This window comes from Agaribacter flavus (genome assembly GCF_042646125.1).
GTDB lineage: Bacteria > Pseudomonadota > Gammaproteobacteria > Enterobacterales > Alteromonadaceae > Glaciecola > Glaciecola flavus.
In genome coordinates, this window is sequence record NZ_JBHRSW010000023.1 from 59,133 (window position 1) to 78,011 (window position 18,879).

17 protein-coding genes are annotated in these 18,879 nt (G+C 41.5%); 14 read left to right on the plus strand and 3 right to left on the minus strand.

Going from position 1 to position 18,879, the window contains the following annotated elements; all coding sequences use genetic code 11:
- Positions 1-95: 95 nt before the first annotated feature.
- The gene (locus tag ACFOHL_RS12735; protein ID WP_376920621.1) at positions 96-1,007 is read left to right on the plus strand and encodes a LysR family transcriptional regulator; all 912 of its coding nucleotides are present in this window, start codon (positions 96-98) and stop codon (positions 1,005-1,007) included.
- Here the strand turns inward: ACFOHL_RS12735 and ACFOHL_RS12740 are convergent.
- Positions 997-1,527, minus strand: coding sequence for a DUF3224 domain-containing protein (locus ACFOHL_RS12740; RefSeq protein ID WP_376920622.1), 531 nt, complete (start codon positions 1,525-1,527; stop codon positions 997-999). The two genes, ACFOHL_RS12735 and ACFOHL_RS12740, sit on opposite strands and share 11 nt — an antisense overlap.
- A gap of 88 nt (positions 1,528-1,615) precedes the next feature.
- Between ACFOHL_RS12740 and ACFOHL_RS12745 the strand changes: the two genes are divergently transcribed.
- The gene (locus ACFOHL_RS12745; protein WP_376920623.1) at positions 1,616-2,443 is read left to right on the plus strand and encodes a helix-turn-helix domain-containing protein; all 828 of its coding nucleotides are present in this window, start codon (positions 1,616-1,618) and stop codon (positions 2,441-2,443) included.
- A 108-nt stretch (positions 2,444-2,551) separates the two neighbouring features.
- Positions 2,552-2,881 carry a hypothetical protein gene (locus ACFOHL_RS12750; protein ID WP_376920624.1) on the plus strand — a complete coding sequence of 110 codons (330 nt, stop codon included), beginning with the start codon at positions 2,552-2,554 and terminating at the stop codon, positions 2,879-2,881.
- 33 nt (positions 2,882-2,914) lie between these two features.
- Here ACFOHL_RS12750 and asd read toward each other — a convergent pair whose 3' ends face one another.
- Positions 2,915-4,018, minus strand: coding sequence for an aspartate-semialdehyde dehydrogenase (asd, locus tag ACFOHL_RS12755; RefSeq protein ID WP_376920625.1), 1,104 nt, complete (start codon positions 4,016-4,018; stop codon positions 2,915-2,917).
- 169 nt (positions 4,019-4,187) lie between these two features.
- On the opposite strand from asd, the gene ACFOHL_RS12760 reads away from it, so the two are divergent.
- On the plus strand, positions 4,188-4,532 hold the full coding sequence (locus tag ACFOHL_RS12760; RefSeq protein ID WP_376920626.1) for a ribonuclease E inhibitor RraB: 345 nt from the start codon (positions 4,188-4,190) through the stop codon (positions 4,530-4,532).
- Positions 4,533-4,631: 99 nt separating this feature from the next.
- On the opposite strand, the gene ACFOHL_RS12765 is transcribed toward ACFOHL_RS12760, so the two are convergent.
- Positions 4,632-4,886: a hypothetical protein gene (locus ACFOHL_RS12765; RefSeq protein ID WP_376920627.1), complete on the minus strand. Its 255-nt coding sequence runs from the start codon at positions 4,884-4,886 to the stop codon at positions 4,632-4,634.
- Between the two features lie 263 nt (positions 4,887-5,149).
- Between ACFOHL_RS12765 and ACFOHL_RS12770 the strand changes: the two genes are divergently transcribed.
- The 10 genes from ACFOHL_RS12770 to ACFOHL_RS12815 all read left to right on the plus strand — a co-directional run bounded on the left by ACFOHL_RS12770 (position 5,150) and on the right by ACFOHL_RS12815 (position 18,867).
- Complete coding sequence (locus tag ACFOHL_RS12770; protein WP_376920628.1) at positions 5,150-5,854, plus strand: PKD domain-containing protein; 705 nt, start codon at positions 5,150-5,152, stop codon at positions 5,852-5,854.
- Positions 5,855-6,218: 364 nt separating this feature from the next.
- Positions 6,219-8,834 (plus strand): TonB-dependent receptor plug domain-containing protein, encoded by a 2,616-nt coding sequence (locus ACFOHL_RS12775; RefSeq protein ID WP_376920629.1) that lies wholly within the window; start codon positions 6,219-6,221, stop codon positions 8,832-8,834.
- Between the two features lie 185 nt (positions 8,835-9,019).
- Entirely contained in the window at positions 9,020-10,291 is a 1,272-nt protein-coding gene (locus tag ACFOHL_RS12780; protein WP_376920630.1) for a family 16 glycosylhydrolase, read from the plus strand.
- A 108-nt stretch (positions 10,292-10,399) separates the two neighbouring features.
- A complete protein-coding gene (locus tag ACFOHL_RS12785) occupies positions 10,400-11,989 on the plus strand; it encodes a sodium:solute symporter family protein (protein WP_376920631.1) in 1,590 nt (529 codons plus the stop codon).
- A complete protein-coding gene (locus ACFOHL_RS12790; RefSeq protein ID WP_376920632.1) occupies positions 11,979-13,166 on the plus strand; it encodes a glycoside hydrolase family 117 protein in 1,188 nt (395 codons plus the stop codon). The genes ACFOHL_RS12785 and ACFOHL_RS12790 overlap by 11 nt, the downstream gene beginning before the upstream one ends.
- Positions 13,163-15,448 (plus strand): FAD-dependent oxidoreductase, encoded by a 2,286-nt coding sequence (locus ACFOHL_RS12795; RefSeq protein WP_376920633.1) that lies wholly within the window; start codon positions 13,163-13,165, stop codon positions 15,446-15,448. Before ACFOHL_RS12790 ends, ACFOHL_RS12795 begins: the two co-directional genes overlap by 4 nt.
- A gap of 14 nt (positions 15,449-15,462) precedes the next feature.
- Positions 15,463-15,726, plus strand: coding sequence for a hypothetical protein (locus tag ACFOHL_RS12800; protein WP_376920634.1), 264 nt, complete (start codon positions 15,463-15,465; stop codon positions 15,724-15,726).
- Positions 15,723-16,646, plus strand: coding sequence for a lactonase family protein (locus tag ACFOHL_RS12805; protein WP_376920635.1), 924 nt, complete (start codon positions 15,723-15,725; stop codon positions 16,644-16,646). The genes ACFOHL_RS12800 and ACFOHL_RS12805 overlap by 4 nt, the downstream gene beginning before the upstream one ends.
- Positions 16,647-16,648: 2 nt before the next feature.
- The gene (locus ACFOHL_RS12810) at positions 16,649-17,272 is read left to right on the plus strand and encodes an RNA polymerase sigma factor (RefSeq protein WP_376920636.1); all 624 of its coding nucleotides are present in this window, start codon (positions 16,649-16,651) and stop codon (positions 17,270-17,272) included.
- A 5-nt stretch (positions 17,273-17,277) separates the two neighbouring features.
- Entirely contained in the window at positions 17,278-18,867 is a 1,590-nt protein-coding gene (locus ACFOHL_RS12815) for a LamG-like jellyroll fold domain-containing protein (protein ID WP_376920637.1), read from the plus strand.
- Positions 18,868-18,879 lie beyond the last annotated feature (12 nt).

The window sequence follows — 18,879 nt, forward strand, 5'->3', positions numbered from 1 at the left end:
ACCCATGCTCTTAGATACTAGATTTGACTTAACAATAATGTATGCTATTAGATAGATAAAATATTGTTTAACTATCAAAATAATAAAAATTATTTATGGATTTGAGGCAGCTAAAGTATTTTAAAACTGTTGTAGAGCAAGGCGGTGTACACAAAGCCAGTGAGCGCTTGCATATCAGTCAGCCCGCAATAACTACGTCAATAAAGAAACTCGAAAGTTACTTAAAGACAAGCTTGTTTGAGAAACAGGGAAGGAATTTAAAAGCGACAGCTGATGGGATGAAGCTATATCAACACGCATGTAAACTGCTAGCGCATTCTCAAAATATAATTGGAGATATGAGGGCAAACACTGCGGATATAAATGAGACAATAACAATTTTTTCTCCTCCAATAATAGCCCAGAGCTTTATACAAGACTCATTGAACTACATAATCCAGTGCTATCCTAGAACGCAAATTAAATTGGTCATTGAAGCCGGTATCAATATTCATTGTGCACTGCTCAATGGCGAAGTAGACATTGGTTTTTCTGCGCACCATCCGACAACTGACAGATTGGATACCGTTCGTTTCTACAAGGAAAACCTCAGGATAATAATGAATAGCTCGCATGAGCTTGTTCGCGAAAATAACCTAAGTTGGGAGAAATTATTGGCTTATGATTTTATAACATTGCCTTCCCAATACATTTTAAAAAGTAAGCTCAACAAGGTGGCAGAGTATTACAATCTTCCTTTAAAGGTAAGAATGGAAACCAATTCCTTAACAAACATTCTAAAAACGATAAGTCATTCAGAGCTAATAGCAATCTTACCAGAGTCGGTATGCCATAAATGTGAGTCGGTTCAGTCAATGCGACTGCCAAATTCAAAAAAGCTATCTCATGTTTATCAAGAAACCATTGAGCTTTATGCATTGACAAATAGTCAATCCACTATTAAGCCCCAAGTGAAAGCATTGATTGAATACCTAGTCGAGCATGGCAATGTTGGGCTTAAAACTTAATACTATACACTGCACGCCCACCAGCCTGCGCCGTAAATTCCCCTGTTTTTCCTTCTAGTTTTTTATAGGCTGAACAGCGCAAAATGGTAAGCTGACTTTGGGCGACGCCCTTGGTGAATTGACCATCATGTTTGAACACAAGGTCGCATAAAAATTCTTCACCCTCTATCTTAAGCGCTGCTGCCTCAATATGCTCTAAACCTACAAACTGCGCATCACCACTGGCGTCATAGTGCATCTTGTAAGTTATGCTGCTCTCGCCAATAATAGTGCCAGTGTATTGCTGTGTTACCTTGGCGGTAGAAATCTTTCCACCGTCACTGAACTCTGTATCGCATTCTTCTTGCCATTGAGTAATAGAAAATTCGCCTGAAATTACCATAGTGATATCCTTAAATTTAGGGGGGCTGATTTTATTCGATACAATTGTTACTGTTCCACCGCTTATTTTATGTAGAATGGGTAAGTTTGCTCTATCTAGCATAAATGGAGCGCAAACCGCTTCAAAGCGTTTAGTCACGAATAAAAAAGCCCGAACGTGTGGATGAGTTTATCTTAGTGGTGCTCGGATTTATTGAAAAAATGCGTCATGGTTTTTATTGCTTACTATGAAGAAAATAACAACATCTCCTGCAGGCGTGGTAAAACAACAAATCAGTAGCGATCCTTATTCTTTGGCTCGCTATTATCCATGTGAAAAAAGCAAAACATGGGTGGATATTTTTTGGTGTGTGGAGTGGTGCTTACCTAAAGCGCAAATATTTACTCAGACCAACCTACCTGATCCTTATTTTCACTTAGTATTTGATAGTGGCAATGTGAGCTTGGTGGCGCCTGTTCTCAATCAATACAGCTACACCATGCAAGGGCGTGGTCATATTTTTGGTGTTAAATTTAACGTGGGGCTAATACCCAGTTTGCTCGGTTTACGTGCTAAGGATTTAGTTGACAAAACCTACGATGTTCAAGCTCTAAGACGTTGGGAAGTGTTTGCGGGTATTGACGAGATAAATCAGCAAATAAGTGCTGTAAATGGTCATCATGAGAAACAAACAACACTGTTTAAAGAGTGGTTTTGCTATTTTTTTCCTGAGCGCTCAAACACCGATATACAGCGTGCGCAAACATTACTCGAAATCGTAAAAAGTGAAAAACATATTAACTCAGTTTCGGTATTGTCAGAGTATTCGGGTATCGGCGTGCGAACAATTCAGCGTTTATTTGATGACTACGTAGGTGTTCAACCCAAGTGGTTTATTCGCAAACAGAGAATGCACAATGCCTTAGCGGATATTGAAAAGTCGAATGGCTCGATGACGGCAATGGCTCTGGATTTAGGATTTTCTGATCAGGCACATTTTAGTCGCGAGTTTAAGTATTTTATAGGTGTCACACCATGTGAGTATCGTATTAAGTTTAGGGTCAACAGACCCTAGTAACACTTAAAGGGAATATAGCCATAAAGTTTATTGTTTTTGGATCGATACAAAGTAAGTTGAACAGCAGGTAAACAACAGACCCCACTTTAAAAGGACTATCTATTAATGGGTATTTTGACAGTACTAAAACGGAAATATATCGCATATAAATTTAGCTCGGGGAAGCTAAACATCATTCAATATATAGAGTCAGGGCAACTAAGTGAGATAATGTCTAGTCACGTAGAGGAAGGTTGGGAACTATCATCTGACTATCGAATGTTTGATGAATCCTTCAAAACGTGGAGTGGCAAGTTACGCAAAGGATCGATTAGTTTAGAAGTCAGTTGGGAACAGGGATCACTGGGTGAAATAGTTGGACCAGAACGCGTTATTCAGCCTATGGCGCGTAAATTTAAACTCGTTGCGCTTAAGCACCCCCGTTGGGATGCATAAGCACGTTTTTCAATTCTGGTATGAATGAACGTTCTACGCAGCACGTAAAATATTTAGCATACGTCTCAGCGGCTCTGCTGCGCCCCATAATAGCTGATCACCAACGGTAAAGGCCGTTAGGTATTCTGGCCCCATGGACAGCTTGCGCAATCGACCAACTGGAATAGATAGCGTACCGGTTACTTTGGTAGGAGTGAGTTCTTCAAGTGATGCGTCACGGTCATTTGGAATGACTTTTACCCAATCGTTTGCTTCTGCGATAATACGTTCAATCTCATCCAATGGGACGTCCTTTTTGAGCTTTATCGTTAGTGCTTGACTATGACATCTCATTGCACCCACGCGCACACAAATACCATCAATCGGAATAGCCTTATCGTTTGCTAAAATTTTATTGGTTTCAGCCTCGGCTTTCCATTCTTCTCGGCTTTGTCCATTTTCTAACTGCGTATCGATATACGGAAGTAAGCTACCGGCAAGTGGCGCGCCGAAGTTATCAATGCTCAGGTCATTTCGCATAGCGTCTGCGACTTTTCGATCAATATCCAAGATGGCAGAGGCTGGATTGGCTAAGTCTACGGCGACAGCTTGATTGATCTCACCCATTTGCTGAATAAGCTCGCGCATGTTGCTTGCGCCGGCACCACTTGCAGCCTGATAGGTCATGGAAGACACCCATTCGACTAAATCAGCTTTAAACAAACCGCCAATGGCCATTAGCATCAGACTGACAGTGCAGTTTCCACCAATGTAGTTTTTAACCCCTTTCGCAATGCCATCTTTTACGACTTGATCGTTGACAGGATCTAACACGATGATTGCGTCATCATCCATGCGCAGGCTGGATGCTGCATCTATCCAGTATCCGTCCCAACCTTTGTCGCGTAAGTCAGCAAATACTTTGTTGGTATAGCTGCCACCTTGACACGAAATAATAGCGTCCAAATTAGATAGCGCTTCTAAATCATAGGCATCTTGCAAGGCGGGTGTATCGACACCTACATTAGGTGCTTGACCGCCCACATTTGAGGTAGAAAAGAAAACGGGAGATATACCGACAAAGTCGTTTTCTTCAAGCATGCGACCCATTAGTACTGAGCCAACCATACCACGCCAACCAACAAATCCTACTTTCATTTTCTTACTACCTTTAGCAATTAATCTGATCTTGTGAAAACTGGCGAAGCATAAAGCCTATTGCATCAGGATACAACTGTGTTTAGCGAACGTTTTTTTATAAATCATGCATCGCAGGAATGATGTAAAATAAACCAAGATACACACCCGCTACTCTCGGAGAACATAAGTGAAACTGATTACAAAACGCATCGCTAGAGATAAAACACTGCTGGCTACCTTACAATCACGTGGCGATGATGAAGAGTTGGTTAGAATAATTGATCATTCTTTCCTAGCAGAGACCAAAGAAGCACTGGTACCACTAGCCGATGATTTACTTCATATGGGTTTTTCGGGCGTCAGTATAAATGCGCATCCAGAAGCGCCACAAGCTTTTGTGCTTGAATGCACGAGCTTCGACTGTACTGAATTTCACAGTGTGGCGAAATCAAGCGTATTAATGGCTTTACTTGCGCAAACATACTCAGTGAGGTATGAAGGTTGGGGTTGTAGCGTGGCTAAAGAATCTTAATTGTACGGGAAGTTACGTTGCACAAACTTCTTTGGAAAAAAGGCGGAAATTCCGCCTTTTCAGTTTTACTCGCTTTTCTACCTTAAAAAAGGGATATGTTTAAAACTTATAAGAGGCTTTTACATAACTAAAGCGCCCTTGACCACTGTGTACCGTATTTACATAACCAAAAAAGTCATGATGACTGAATGGCGGTTCCTCGTTAAACAAGTTTGTGAAACCGACTGACAAGGTGGTGTTGTCTAAGCCTTTGTAGCTCGCTACTAGATCTACTGTGGTCATCGCATCTACTGTTTTGTCACCAAAATCAGAATCAGCATCACCAGAAAATTCACCGATGTAGTTAACAGCCAAAGTGGCACTTACATCACCTTGTGACCAGTCTAATGGGCTAGTTTGGCTTCGATTCCAAATACATCGCCTCGTAAGAATTGATCATCAGGATTATCGGCTATTGCCTCCTTTTTACTACTTTGTAGTACATTGATTATTTAAAATCAAAGTGCTATAAAAGTTATGTCGATTTTAAGGAGTAGTCGGCATGTATTACTTAATCTAGGTAATATTTCATTTTAGTTTCAATTACTTAAAAAAAACATAACTTTAAAGGATATCGGATGTCGTATTTTAAAAAATCTATACACATAATTTTCTTAATTTGTTGTTCTCTATATGCTTACTCGGGAGATGAGCCGGTAAACTGTAGAGATGTAATTGTTGAAGAAAAAAACATTTATGGAGGTTTAGCGCAGTGCGAAGCGATTGGGTATGACCAATACTGCGAACCTACAGAAAATGGGAATATTGTAACCAGAGAACCACGGACAGTTTTTTTAAGTCGTGAGTATGAAAGGCATGATAGAGAAACTGTTACCCTACAAAAGTTGGTTGTTTTTAACTTCGCCCAAGGAGCAGGCCCAGGAGCTTGTTCAATACCCACAACTATCAATAGTCTAGTTTCTTGCAGTGCAAAACTTGATTTTTTAGGCAAAGAACTAATCAGAGAGAATAGATGCGATTACACTCCACAAGCAAGCATTAGTGTGACACAAAACCCCAGCTCTCCAGTTGGGCATAATCCAGTTGTTATTAGTAGTAGTGGTTCTAGTGATAGAGATGGGAGCATAGTGTCATATAAGTGGCATATCGATGGAGTTTATGCTGGTAGCAGTGCGTCACTTCAACGTGTTGTAACTGAGTACGATGGCGGTACAATTAATATTCAACTTGAAGTAACAGATAATGATGGTTACACCGACAGTGTGAGTTCGACTGTATATTTAAAGCCTTGGAAGTGTCCTAGAAACTGCGTAACTTATTGATAAAATAATTAATCTGCGCCGCCCGTCATGGGCGGCTTGTAATATAAATAGCTGATAGCGCCTAAACCGAAACAGCCATAATCAGCAACCAATTAATCTCAACAGCTTATCGCGTTTTTATATCGGCTTATCTTAACGAAACCGCCAAATCCATCGCCGTTATACAACACTTGAGTCAATAATTAATATAAATTCAATAGTTTAACAATTTGTAAACCAAATACTCGACTTCGTTACAAAACGTAACTAGGCCGTATATTCATTGTAATAGCTGTGCTATACATTGAATGGGTCTCAAAAACTCTGTTTGATTCCCACTTAATATCAAACACTTACAAAACAATAAAAACTGGTAGGGATAGACATGAAACATATAAAACTAAAGTTAGCGCTTGCTGCTAGTGCAGTAAGTCTCGCCTTAAGCCACAGTAGTTTGATGGCTCAAGAAAGTAGTGATGATGACAGCGTAGAGCGCATTGCTGTAACTGGCTCTCTGATCAAGCGTCTAGATATGGAAGGACCATCGCCGTTAACTTCCATTGACGCAGCACAAATTGAAAACACGGGTGTTACAGACCTTATAGGGCTTTTTGCGAAGCTGCCAATATCTGGTCAAGGCACATTTTCTACTCAAGGCAATAGCAGTGACGATACTGCCAATGGTGGTTCAAGTGTATCGCTTCGTGGTTTGGGTGCAGACTCGACATTAATCCTTATTAATGGTCGTCGAGTTTCAGTATCACCTTTTGCCAAAGGTATTGATACTGCCTTTGTGGATATTAACAACATCCCTATTTCGGCAATAAAACGCGTCGATATATTAAAAGATGGAGCATCAGCAACCTATGGGTCAGACGCTATTGCCGGTGTTATCAATATTGTACTCAAAGATGACTTTGAAGGCGCTGAAGTCTCAGCGCGAGTAGGCACAACTGCCGACGGTGGTGGAAATGAGCAAAACTTCTCCTTGATATTTGGTAACAATACTGAAAAATTTAAGCATACATTTATCCTAGATTATTTTGATCGTGAAGAAGTACTGTATTCGGATAGAAGCTACTCTCGCACAGCAAATCAAAAATCGCTCCACCCAAATGATGAAGATGCTAGTGATTTTAGAAGTTCCTCAGGTATTCCAGGTACTATTGCACTTCGTTCAGACCCAACCAATCGCATCATTGACGAATTTGGTAACGATCGATGTGCACCTGAAGATATAGATAGAGCGCAAAATCTATGTCGCTATGATTACGCGCCACACATGACCATGATTCCAGATGCCGAACGTTTCAGTTTTAACTACTTAGGACGCTACGAGATATCTGATAGTTTACGCGCATATGTAGACTTTAACGGCCAGAACTCCAAGTCAATTGTTCGCGGTGCGGGTAGCCCTAGTTTTAATGAGTTATTTATGGATGGTGACAACCCCAATCATCCATTTGCCGATATGCCCGACCACCCATTTTTTATGCAAGACTTAACCATGCGCCGTAGAACAGTAGAAATTGGCAACCGCGAAAAGCGTGTTGATACAGACTACTACCGTGCTGTTATGGGCTTAAGTGGTGAGATTTCTAGCTGGAATTGGGACGCCGCATATAGCTATATAAAAAGTGAGTCTGTCGAACGTGGTGTAGACGGTTTCCCAAATTCGAGACGCGCCCAAGAGGCCATCGACTCAGGCTTATGGAATCCGTTCGAACCTTCTACTAACACGCAGGAAGCCTTAGATTTTATTGAGACAGTAACGACCCGAGTGGGTAAATCTACCAATAAAACCTTGGACTTCACCTTATCTGGCGCAATCGCAGAAATGTCAGCCGGCGATTTAATGTTAGCGCTAAAAGCTGAATATCGAGAAGAGGCTATCGCTGATAACCCAGACGACCAATTCTTACGAGGTGATGTGTTTGGTACAGAAGCCACACAAGCAAATGGTAGTAGAGATAGCCAATCCTTGAGTGCAGAGCTTGCTGTACCTGTATTGGATACTTTAGAAGTGCAGTTGGCTGTGAGATATGAAGACTACAGTGACTTTGGCTCGACCACCGACCCGAAAATATCCTTCCTATATTCACCACTGGATAATTTATCGTTGAGGGGTTCATACGGGACGGCCTTCAGAGCGCCGTCATTGCACCAACTTGGCTTAGGTAGAACAGACGAATCACCCAACCTTATTGACACTATTAGGTGTGACGCAGTGGGTTTATCTTGTGATCCAATCGAGTACACAGCTATTTTTGAGGGTAACCCAGATTTAGGCCCTGAAGAGTCTTCTAGTTATAACCTTGGTGTCATTTATGAAATCAATGAAAATATTGATTTCTCGCTCGACTATTATAGTTACGATATCGAAAATATTATCGATTCCGACACGCAATTTGTATTCTCTACTTTTGGTAACGACCCTTCAGTAGTTCAACGCTTACCAACGGGTATAGCAAACGACCCAGGCGAAGTTGTACAAATCTTTGACTCATTCCAAAACATTGGTGACTTAGAGACCTCTGGTTTAGATTTCGACATTGCGTACCGCTTGGCTACCGACTTGGGTGATTTCAAACTAGGTTTTGTTATGAATTACGTCCTTAAGTATGAGGAGTTTAGACCTGATGGAAATGGTGGGCAACGCCTAAATCTTCAAGAAGGTGAATTTGAACAGCCTGAAGTACGTCATACTACCTCGCTAGATTGGTCTAAAGAGGATTTAAGTGCTACCTTGGCAATAAACTACATCGGTGAATTTGACGGCGATGAAGATGCTGATGTTGGACACAGAACTGTGGATGCAATGACAACAGTTGATTTAGTGGCTAACTATAACGGCATTGAGAATACTACATTGTCATTCGGTGTAACAAATTTGTTCAACGAAGAACCCCCGTTTAGTCATCATGACTTTTTTGGCTATGTAAATACCGTGCATAGTGGGCAAGGTCGCTTTACATATGCGAAAGCAACATACCGATTCTAGGCTCAATTAAGTTTATTTACCTTTGAATAAACAGCCTCAAAACAAAAGGCAGAATTTTCTGCCTTTTTTGTCTTAGCCTATCAAAGGTCAACGGACCCTAGCAAAAAATAAATGTGTCGATTCATAGGCAGGATTACATATATGCGGTAAGAGTAGCAATGTGTGGTTATACAAAAGGTTATTTAATGATTCGCAAATCCTTTCTCATTTTTTCGATACTCATTTTAAGTCAGCTAAGCTCAGCATCGGAAACGGAACAAAAAAGAAGAATACAATATTCTGACTGGCAACTTACCTGGAGTGATGAATTCAATTATCCCGATGAGCAACTAGATGAAAACTGGATTTCACAAAATGGGCCGACGGAGAACCCATGGGTGTTGAGTAGCAGGTGGCGAGAAAATGCGGTGGTAAAGGATGGAATATTGCACTTAGTCGCGAAGAAAGAATCTCGTGGGGGGCAAGACTGGACGACAGGTAACGTATGGTCAAAACGCCAATTTCACTACGGTTACTTTGAGGCGCGATATAAAATTGCAGCTGCATATGGCACCAACAATTCATTTTGGTTTTGGCCGAAAAAGGGTGTGCCGGCGGGTATGAAGGCCTGCGAAATAGATGTAAACGAAGGCCATTACCCTAATATTATAAATACAAATATTCACAATTGGACGGATAAGTTTACTCTGCCGAACGGCAGGGTATCTCATTCACAAGACCAGCTTCATCATACCTTGGCGGGTAAGGCTGATCACACTATCGTTTTGGAGGTGCCTATTACTACAAATAGGATCAGATTGCGTTCGCAAACGCCTTCATCGATACATATGAATGAGTTTCGTGTCTACGCTCCAGCAGTAAATAATGTCTATCCTAATGCCTTCGACAACGAGGCTATTGAGCAATACACTAACCTTGCTCTGGCAGAGGGGGTTACGTTAAGAACCAATGGTATTTTCAACCAACTTCCTTCAAAAGAGAGTTATGCCATCGATGGAAAACCAGATACTCGGTGGGTGTCCGCAAAGTCAGGTGATAAGTTATTAGAGTTGACCTGGAAAAAGCCCGTGGAGCTTGGTGCCGTTCAGTTTGTTAACGGTTGGCTGCAAGAGTATGGGGCGGCGAAAGGGGCTTATCGTAACTTGCTCAGTGATTATCAGCTTGAATATCACAATGGTGAAGAATGGGTACTGATTGAGCGTTATGATGCTGCGGATATTGCCGACTACTCGAGCGAATTTCAAATCTACGGATTGGAATGGGACAAAGACTATTTTAGGTTTTACCTAAATGGTGAACTGTTTCATGAAATGCGTAATGAAGTTTGTTTTAGTGAGACAACAATGCTCTTCAGTTTAGCGATTTTAAAGGCGGCAATTGCCGGGCCAGTAACCGACAATATTGATGGTACAAGTATGGCAATAGATTGGGTTCGTTATTATACAAAAAAGCCGTAGAAAAAGAGAAGGATCGTGCAAATGAACCCTATTGATTTAGGAGTAATACTTCTTTTTACGCTGCTGGTCGTGTGTTGTGGCTTAAGCTTTTCGAGTAGTGGGAAAAACATGAAAAGCTTTTTTTCTGCTGGGGGAACGCTGCCTTGGTGGATGAGCGGTTTGTCTTTGTTCATGAGCTTTTTTTCAGCAGGAACCTTTGTAGTTTGGGGGTCAATTGCCTATGAGCATGGTTGGGTCGCCGTTACCATTCAATGGACGATGTGTTTAGCGGGGATCATTATCGGACTATATATCGCCCCTAGATGGCAGCAAACTAGAGTGTTGACGGCGGCAGAGTTTATCAAACGCCGTTTGGGTTTGCGTGTCCAAAAAGTATATACCTATATTTTTCTGGCAATTTCCAGTTTTTCTACCGGTGCGTTTTTGTACCCTGTTGCAAAAATTGGCGAAGTTTCAACAGGTTTACCGATTCACTACATAATTGTATGTCTTGGCTTGCTTATTTTGTTGTATACAGCGGTGGGTGGGCTTTGGGCTGTGGTAGTAACAGATATACTGCAATTTGTGGTGCTAGCTGCGGCAGTGCTTATCGTAGTGCCGCTCTCTTTAGAAAAAATTGGCGGAATCACGACATTCATCAATGCGACACCAGAAGGGTTTTTCGCCTTGACAAATAGTGAGTATACCTGGGGCTTTATTGTTGCTTTTGGATTGTACAACTTATTCTTTATTGCCGGAAATTGGGCTTATATTCAACGTTTTACCAGTGTGCCTACGCCGTCAGACGCGAAAAAAGTGGGCTTATTGTTTGGCGCTTTGTATCTGATAAGTCCGGTAATATGGATGATTGCGCCGATGATATATCGTGCACTCCACCCTGAACTAAGTGGTTTGGAAAATGAAGGGGCGTATTTATTAATGAGCAAAGAAGTCCTTCCTGTCGGAATGCTTGGCTTGATGCTAGGTGCAATGATATTTGCAACCTCTAGTTCTATAAATACGTCTTTAAACATTGCAGCAGGAGTGATTACAAATGATGTGTTTAAACACTTCCGACCATCAGCCAGCCAAAAGACACTTGTTAGCGTTGGCAGGATTGCTACTTGCGGTCTAGGAATTATCACAATTACCGTTGCTTTACTCGTGCCAAAAATGGGAGGCGTGGTTGAACTGGTGATGACCTTAGCTGCGTTGACAGGTGGTGCTTTATTCTTACCACCTATCTGGTTGCTGTTTTCGCGTTTTCAAACGGGTAAAACAATACTTGCTACAACTTTCATTAGTTTGTTAGTGAATGGTTTCTTCAAATTTGCGGCGCCGAGTTTGCTAAATGTTTCTCTTGAACGCGCTCCTGAAATGATGCTAGGTGTCGGCTTACCCCTATTGTTGTTAGCGATATTTGAGTTAATCTTAAGGTCCCGAGGGACGGAGGCAAAGGTATATGCAACAGAAAAAAGCGCTTTAAATGCCAATACGACATTTTCATCATCTCATTTAAAGGAGAACTCTGATAATAACAAAGGCATTCGTGTTATCGCGTTTGGGATTTTAGCAACAGGACTAATTATGTTGTGTTTGTCCTTCCTTGCTGACCATGGCGCCGTAGCTGTATTGATTATGGCAGGATTGATTTCGTCCTTAGGCCTTTTCCTATTAATTAAGTTTAGTACTCGCAAAGAGATTGATTATGACGAATAAAACTAGATCCAGTTTTCCTTGGGATATCCCGCAAACCAAGCCGGACAGGGACTTGAGTAAGGCAATGGAACGGCTTTACAGTAATTATTTAACACCACGCCCCGAAGATAACCCTTTGTTTTCGAGTTTTAAATATACTGAATTATCTGGCTTCGACTACAATCATCATGATGGCACCGTTTCTCGGCGGGATCCTTCTAAAATAGTAAAAGTCGATAACAAGTATTATGTTTGGTACACAAAACGCGACACAGTCAGTCCACCGCGTGGTGCCAAGTTATGCAGCGATACGGTGCCCTCCACAGACTGGGATTTAGCAGAAATATGGTATGCGACAAGCAGCGACGGGTTTAACTGGCAAGAGCAGGGCGTAGCGGTTCCTCGACCTGCAAAACCAAATTTGGGATGGCGTTCTGTATCCACGCCTGATATTTTGCTTTGGGAGGGCAAATACTACCTTTATTACCAAGCTTTTATGGAAGCCAGCGGCCTTGTTGGTGATCATTGTCCCGTTACGATGTCAGTTTCTGACTCGCCCGATGGTCCATGGCGTCCTTGTAATAAGGTTATCGTAGAAAATGGCCAATCAGGAAGTTGGGATCAATTTTCCATTCATGACCCGTACCCTTTGGTGTACAAAGGTAAAATCTACTTATACTACAAAGCGGCATTCGGTGATCGACCAGACTACTTAGTAGGGAATGGCTTGGCGATTGCTGATAACCCGTTCGGGCCTTTTGATAAGCACCCCCTTAACCCAGTATTGAATTCAGGTCACGAAACCACGTACTTTCCTTTTCAAGAGGGCATAGCCGCTTTTGCCATTCGCAATGGTAATGAAAGCAATACTATTCAGTATTCGCCGGATGGCGTGAATTTTTCATTAGCTTCAGTCACATCGCTAATGCCGGTAGCTGCTGGCCCATATGTACCAGAGGCATATACAAATAGTGGCTATGCAAAGGGAATAGAGTGGGGCTTATGTCACTTTTCTGACAAGAAAGATCCCACAACTAAACACAGTTTTTTGGGACGTTTTGATTGTAATTTGACGCTTGAAGGCGGCAATAAAGATATGAAGGAGACAGATGTCGTTCATGAGCCCGAAGTGTTTTTTGCTCAAAGCCTCACTCCAGAACAAAAAAGAAACCGGATAAAAAAGTACAAAACAATATGATTAAAGAAACCTTTAGTAAACAATCTCGCACGAATAAAACTTGTCAGATAAACACTGACTTTGTTGTCGCGGGTGGAGGATTAGCGGGCGTATGCGCTGCAATAGCAGCCGCGAGAGCGGGTAGTAAAGTTGTTTTGTTACAAGATAGACCGGTATTGGGCGGCAATGCCTCTAGCGAGGTACGGATCTGGGCTTTGGGTGCTACATCCCACATGGGCAACAACAACCGGTGGTCGCGAGAAGGGGGAATTATTGATGAAATCATGCTCGAAAACCTTTACACCAACAAAGATGGCAACCCAATATATTTTGATGCAGTGCTACTTGACAAAGTAATAGCAGAAAAAAATATTACTCTTTTATTAAACACAGCTGCTTATCAAGTAAATAAAAGCAGCGACACTAAAATTGAGAGTATAGACGCGTTTTGTAGTCAAAATTCGACGCACTATCAAATATCAGCCCCTCTATTTTGTGACGCTACAGGTGATGGGATTATTGGGTTCAATGCTGGCGCAAGTTTTCGAATTGGTGCCGAGGCAAAATCCGAGTTCAACGAGCAATTGGCGAGTGAAGAAGCTAATAATCAACTGCTCGGGCATACTTTGTTTTTTTACAGCAAAAAAGTTGATCACCCTGTTGCATATAAGGCACCTAGCTTCGCATATACACATGAAGAAATCGGCGCTATTCCGCGATCTAAGAATATTCATGGCCATGATTCTGGTGTTAAGTTCTGGTGGGTCGAGTATGGAGGGATTCGTGACACCATCTACGAAACCGAAGAGATAAAATGGGAGCTATGGAAAATTGTTTACGGCATTTGGGACTATATAAAAAACAGTGGTAAGTTTGAAGATGTTGAAAACCTTACTTTGGAATGGATAGGAACCGTGCCGGGTAAGCGAGAGAGTAGGCGCTTTAACGGTGAATACATGTTGACTCAACAAGACATTGTTGAACAAACGAAGTTTAAAGATGCGATATCTTTTGGTGGATGGGCGATTGATATTCATCCTTCTGAAGGTATATATAGCGATAAGCCTGCTTGTTCTCAGTTTCATTCAAAAGGTGTATATCAAATCCCATTTCGTTGTTTTGTCAGCAAAGATATTGACAATTTACTGTTTGCAGGCAGAAACATTAGTGCGACACACATGGCATACGGATCAACACGGGTGATGATTACTTGTGCGCATGGAGGACAAGCGGTAGGTGAAGCTGCCGCTATGTGTAAAGATCTAACAGTAATCCCCAGAGATTTACTAGCTGAAGAGCACATCGCTAAGTTGCAACAAAGACTAAATCTAACCGGTCACGGTATTCCCGGTATTCCTCTGAACATAAAAGAGAACAAGCTCAATTGCGGCACTCTTAGTGCCAGCAGTGAGTGGGTACTTGCTCAATTCAAAGGAAATGGCAAATATTTGTTGCTGTCGCAATCGGTAGCACAATTAGTCCCGTTATCTAAAGGCAGAGCGCCAAGAGTCAGTATTGATGTGATAGCAAATTGTGATACAGAAGTTTGTTGTCAGTTGCGTACAAGTACTAAACAAGAGAATTATACGCCAGACAATATTCACAAATCGATTTCGCTTCCAGTCAGCAAAGGCAGACATGGTTTAATGTTTGACTTCAGTGATATTGAAGTGGCAGAACAATACGCATTCTTTTGTTTTTTAGCTAATGATGATGTTCAACTTGCTATTTCTTCTCAACGTATAAGCGGTACGATGAGCGTATTTAATAAAGTACACAAAGCGGTGTCTAATAATGGAAAACAAGACGCACCTGCGGGTAGTGGTATAGAAAACTTTGAGTTTTGGACACCAGAAAGAAGACCCAAAGGAGAAAATTTGGCATTAAGGTTTTCTCCCTCGCTCGATGGCTTTGGCGTAAGCAACTTAGGGAATGGTTATTTGCGACCATGGTTAAAAAGCAATGTCTGGGTCGCTGAATATGAGGATCGCTCGCCTAAGTTGACTATTTGGTGGGATGAAATGGTCAGTATTGAAGAGATAATTCTATATTTTGATACTGACTACGATCACGCGCTTGAAACGGTATTGATGCAACACCCCGAGAACAGAATGCCCTTTTGCGTGAGTAATTATAGTATTACAACAGACTCGGGCTTGCTGTTAGCAAGAGTGGAAAATAATTATCAAACGGTAAATAAAGTTAAGTTAGATTCGAAAGTTAGTTGCAATAAATTAACAATTGAATTCGAACATCCTTCTGATACAGTCCCAGCTGCATTGTTTGAAATACACATTACCTAACATTGGAGCTTACTGTGCGTTCTCTTTTACCTAGCTTAACCCATCATAAAATAAAACAAAGTGCCATTTCGTTTATCATTTGGATTGCGGTGATTGTGCTGTCGGCCTGTCAACACAAGGAGTCGTTTGACTCAACAGTCATCGCCAAACCAGAGGCGAACAAGGACTATTTCTTAATTGGTGGTTTTGGTACGACTGAAGATAGCGGAATACACCTTGTATCTTTCAATAAAGATGAACAAGTGCTTGAGTTAGAAAAAAACTTGCTTCAGCAATGAATGCATCATACCTAAGTTGGTTGCCAGAATCGCGAAGCTTATTTGCTGTAGCAACTACCCAAGACAAATCTCCTTTGCTTAATGCCTATCAATGGAATACATCTACACAAAGTTTTGATTTGAGTCAGTCCTTAGGGCTTGAAGGAAGAGGTATTTGTCACATAAATACAAATAAAGCGCGCACGAAATTAGCCATAGCTAACTACTCAAGTGGTGATTTTCAATTGTTCGATATCAGTGATGGTAGCCTAAAAAATAAAGCAGTATTTAAAAATACCGGAAAGAGTATTACTAAGCGTCAAACATCTCCTCATGCTCATTACGTTGGCTGGGGACGCGGAAGTCGTTACCTTTATGCCACTGACTTAGGAACGGACGAAATTTTAGTATTTGATACTAGTACAGATGATTTTAGCCCCATTCAGCGGGTAAAAGCAGATGCGGGTGATGGGCCGAGACATTTGGATTTTCATCCTAGCTTAGGCATTGTTTACAGCTTAAATGAATTGAGTAACAGCATAAGTATTTTTTCTTCGCATAAAGAGACCGGTTACCTAAGCCTTTTGGATAAAGTATATCTTTCGCCTAAGCAACAAAAAGGAGTAACGAATACTGCGTCCGCTATTCGTATTAGTAAGCAAGGGAACTATGTTTATGTTGCTGTGAGAGGTGAAAACATGATCTATGGATTAAAAATCACGCCTGATGGTCGATTGTCCATTGTCAATAAAGTCAGCAGTGGCGGTAATCACCCTCGAGATTTTAATTTTTCGCCCAACGAAGATTACTTAATGGTAGCGAACCAAAGAAGCAATCAGTTAAACGTAGTTAAACGTGACGAAAATACCGGACGATTGTTTGCAACAGACGTAGCTTTATCAATTGTGACGCCATCATTTGTGCAGGCTTTTGGCAACTGAGAGTGAGTCGCAAAACAAATATACATTTGGCTAAGGACATAAGTGATCTTGCTTTAGTCCAAGCGAGTTTGTCTGGAGACAAAATCGCATATTCAGCACTTTTAACTAGGCATGAAGTAGCTGTTCGTGCATTTTTGCGGGTCAGATTAAATGATCCGTATGAGGCGGAAGACTTGGCACAGGAAACATTCATTTTGGCGTACAACAAATTAGAGATGTTCAGAGAAAGTGCTTCTTTCGGGGCTTGGCTTCGTGGTATTGCTACCAATTTGTTGCGCAACCATCAGCGCAAAAACTCGGCTATTACTGTTGGTGGGAATCATGAACTAGAAAATTTGGTCAATCAGCAAATTGAGGGTGATTTCGATGCTGAGAGAGAGTCGACAATGATGACCAATTTGAAAGTATGTGTTGAACAGTTGGACGAGAAATTGAAGGTTTTAGTCACCGAACATTTTACCTTGGGTTATTCATTGTCTGAATTGTGTAAAAAATACGATGATCGTCATTCGACAATGACTATGCGTATGTACCGCATACGACAAAAATTAAAACGCTGCGTCGAGAGAAAAATGGAAAGCAGCGACGAGCGTTCACCTTTGCGTTTCTCAACAAGTAAAAAGTAAAAACTATGGGTACTGCGCCACTCAGCAAACAACAAGAACGTTTATTAGCTAGTTATTTAGCTGGAGAAAACGTGGACGACGCACTTTTAGACGAGTGCAAACGATCTCCAAAAGTACTAAAAGAATTGAGCGATTTGATTGCAAATCAACGTATGTTAAACGGTGAGTTAGACCCACTCAATGATAAAATACTGTTTGCTAAAGAGGTAATTGCACGTTTAGATAAGTCAAACCAGCGCGCTAGCTTGGGAGAAACCTTGCAGGTTGAATTGCCTGACAAAGTTAGATTCAAAGCGCGTTATGAACGTCGGTTTACTCGGGTAGCAAGTATTGCTTTATTTTTGTGTATTGTTGTGCTGTTTAGTATCAATAATTCTCAGCACCATTTGGCTACGGTGACAAAATTAGCCGCTACTTCACATTTGAGTGACTCGCTGGGTTTGGGGAGTAAAATTGGCAAGGGAGATGTTTTTTTAAACAAAGGTTACAGCGAGTTGACACTCTCCAACGGTGTAATTCTAGTGTTGGAAGCACCTGTTTCATTGCGTTTGCGGTCTAGCGAACAAGTTATTGTCAACAGCGGTAAAATAGTCGCAAAAGTGCCTCCAGAGGCAATTGGATTTCGTATAGACACACCGAGTGCCGAAATTATTGATTTAGGTACAGAGTTTGGTGTTGCTGTCGCGGAAAATGGTGAATCTCAAGTGCATGTTCTCGATGGAGAAATAAAAGCAAGAGCAAACGAACTTAACTCGTTTAAAGTACTTAAAAAGGACGAAGCACTTTCGTTCGATAAACACAGTAATACTCTCGAAATGCCGAGTCAACCCAAGCGCTTCATGCGTGTTCTACCTGGTCATTCCGCTGAAAAACCCAATTTTTTGCATTGGTCGTTTGATGACATCGCAAAAAACAAGCAATTTAACTCAAGTGGTAAAGGCTTCGACGGTGAGCAATACCCTGCAGTAGATCGTTCCCAAAAGGACGATAGTATAAAATTGTCGATAGGCAAGTTTGGTCAAGCAGTTGATTTTAATGGTAACGGAAATTGGTTAGAAACGAGCTTTCCGGGAATTGGTAATGACCATCCTAGGACAGTGAGTTTTTGGGTGAAAGTACCGCGCGATTTTTCCATAAACAATGCGTATGGTATTTTAAGTTGGGGTGTTCAACAAGACTATGCTTCGTGGCAAATTTCGCCTAATCCTGAAACGAGCAATGGTGAGTTAGGCCGTTTGCGAATTGGCACTTATAACGCACAAGTTGTTGGGAGCACCGATTTGAGGGATGACCGTTGGCACCACGTTGCCGTGGTCATGTATGGTGGAGAAACGGCTGATATTTCAACGCATGTGTTACTGTATGTAGACGGTGAATTAGAGAAAACAGAAAACAAGTCCATCGCAAAAATAAATACTTTGCTTGACCACCCAAAATCAAAACCTTTGAGCTTGGGCAGAAACATTGGTTTTCATCCAGAAGCAGAGCATGAAACCCAAAACTATTTCAAAGGTAGTGTGGATGAGTTGTTTATTTTTGAGGCAGCGCTAAGTCAAAAACAAATCAGAACACTGATGCAAAACAACAGGCTCTGATTCATCTTTTTG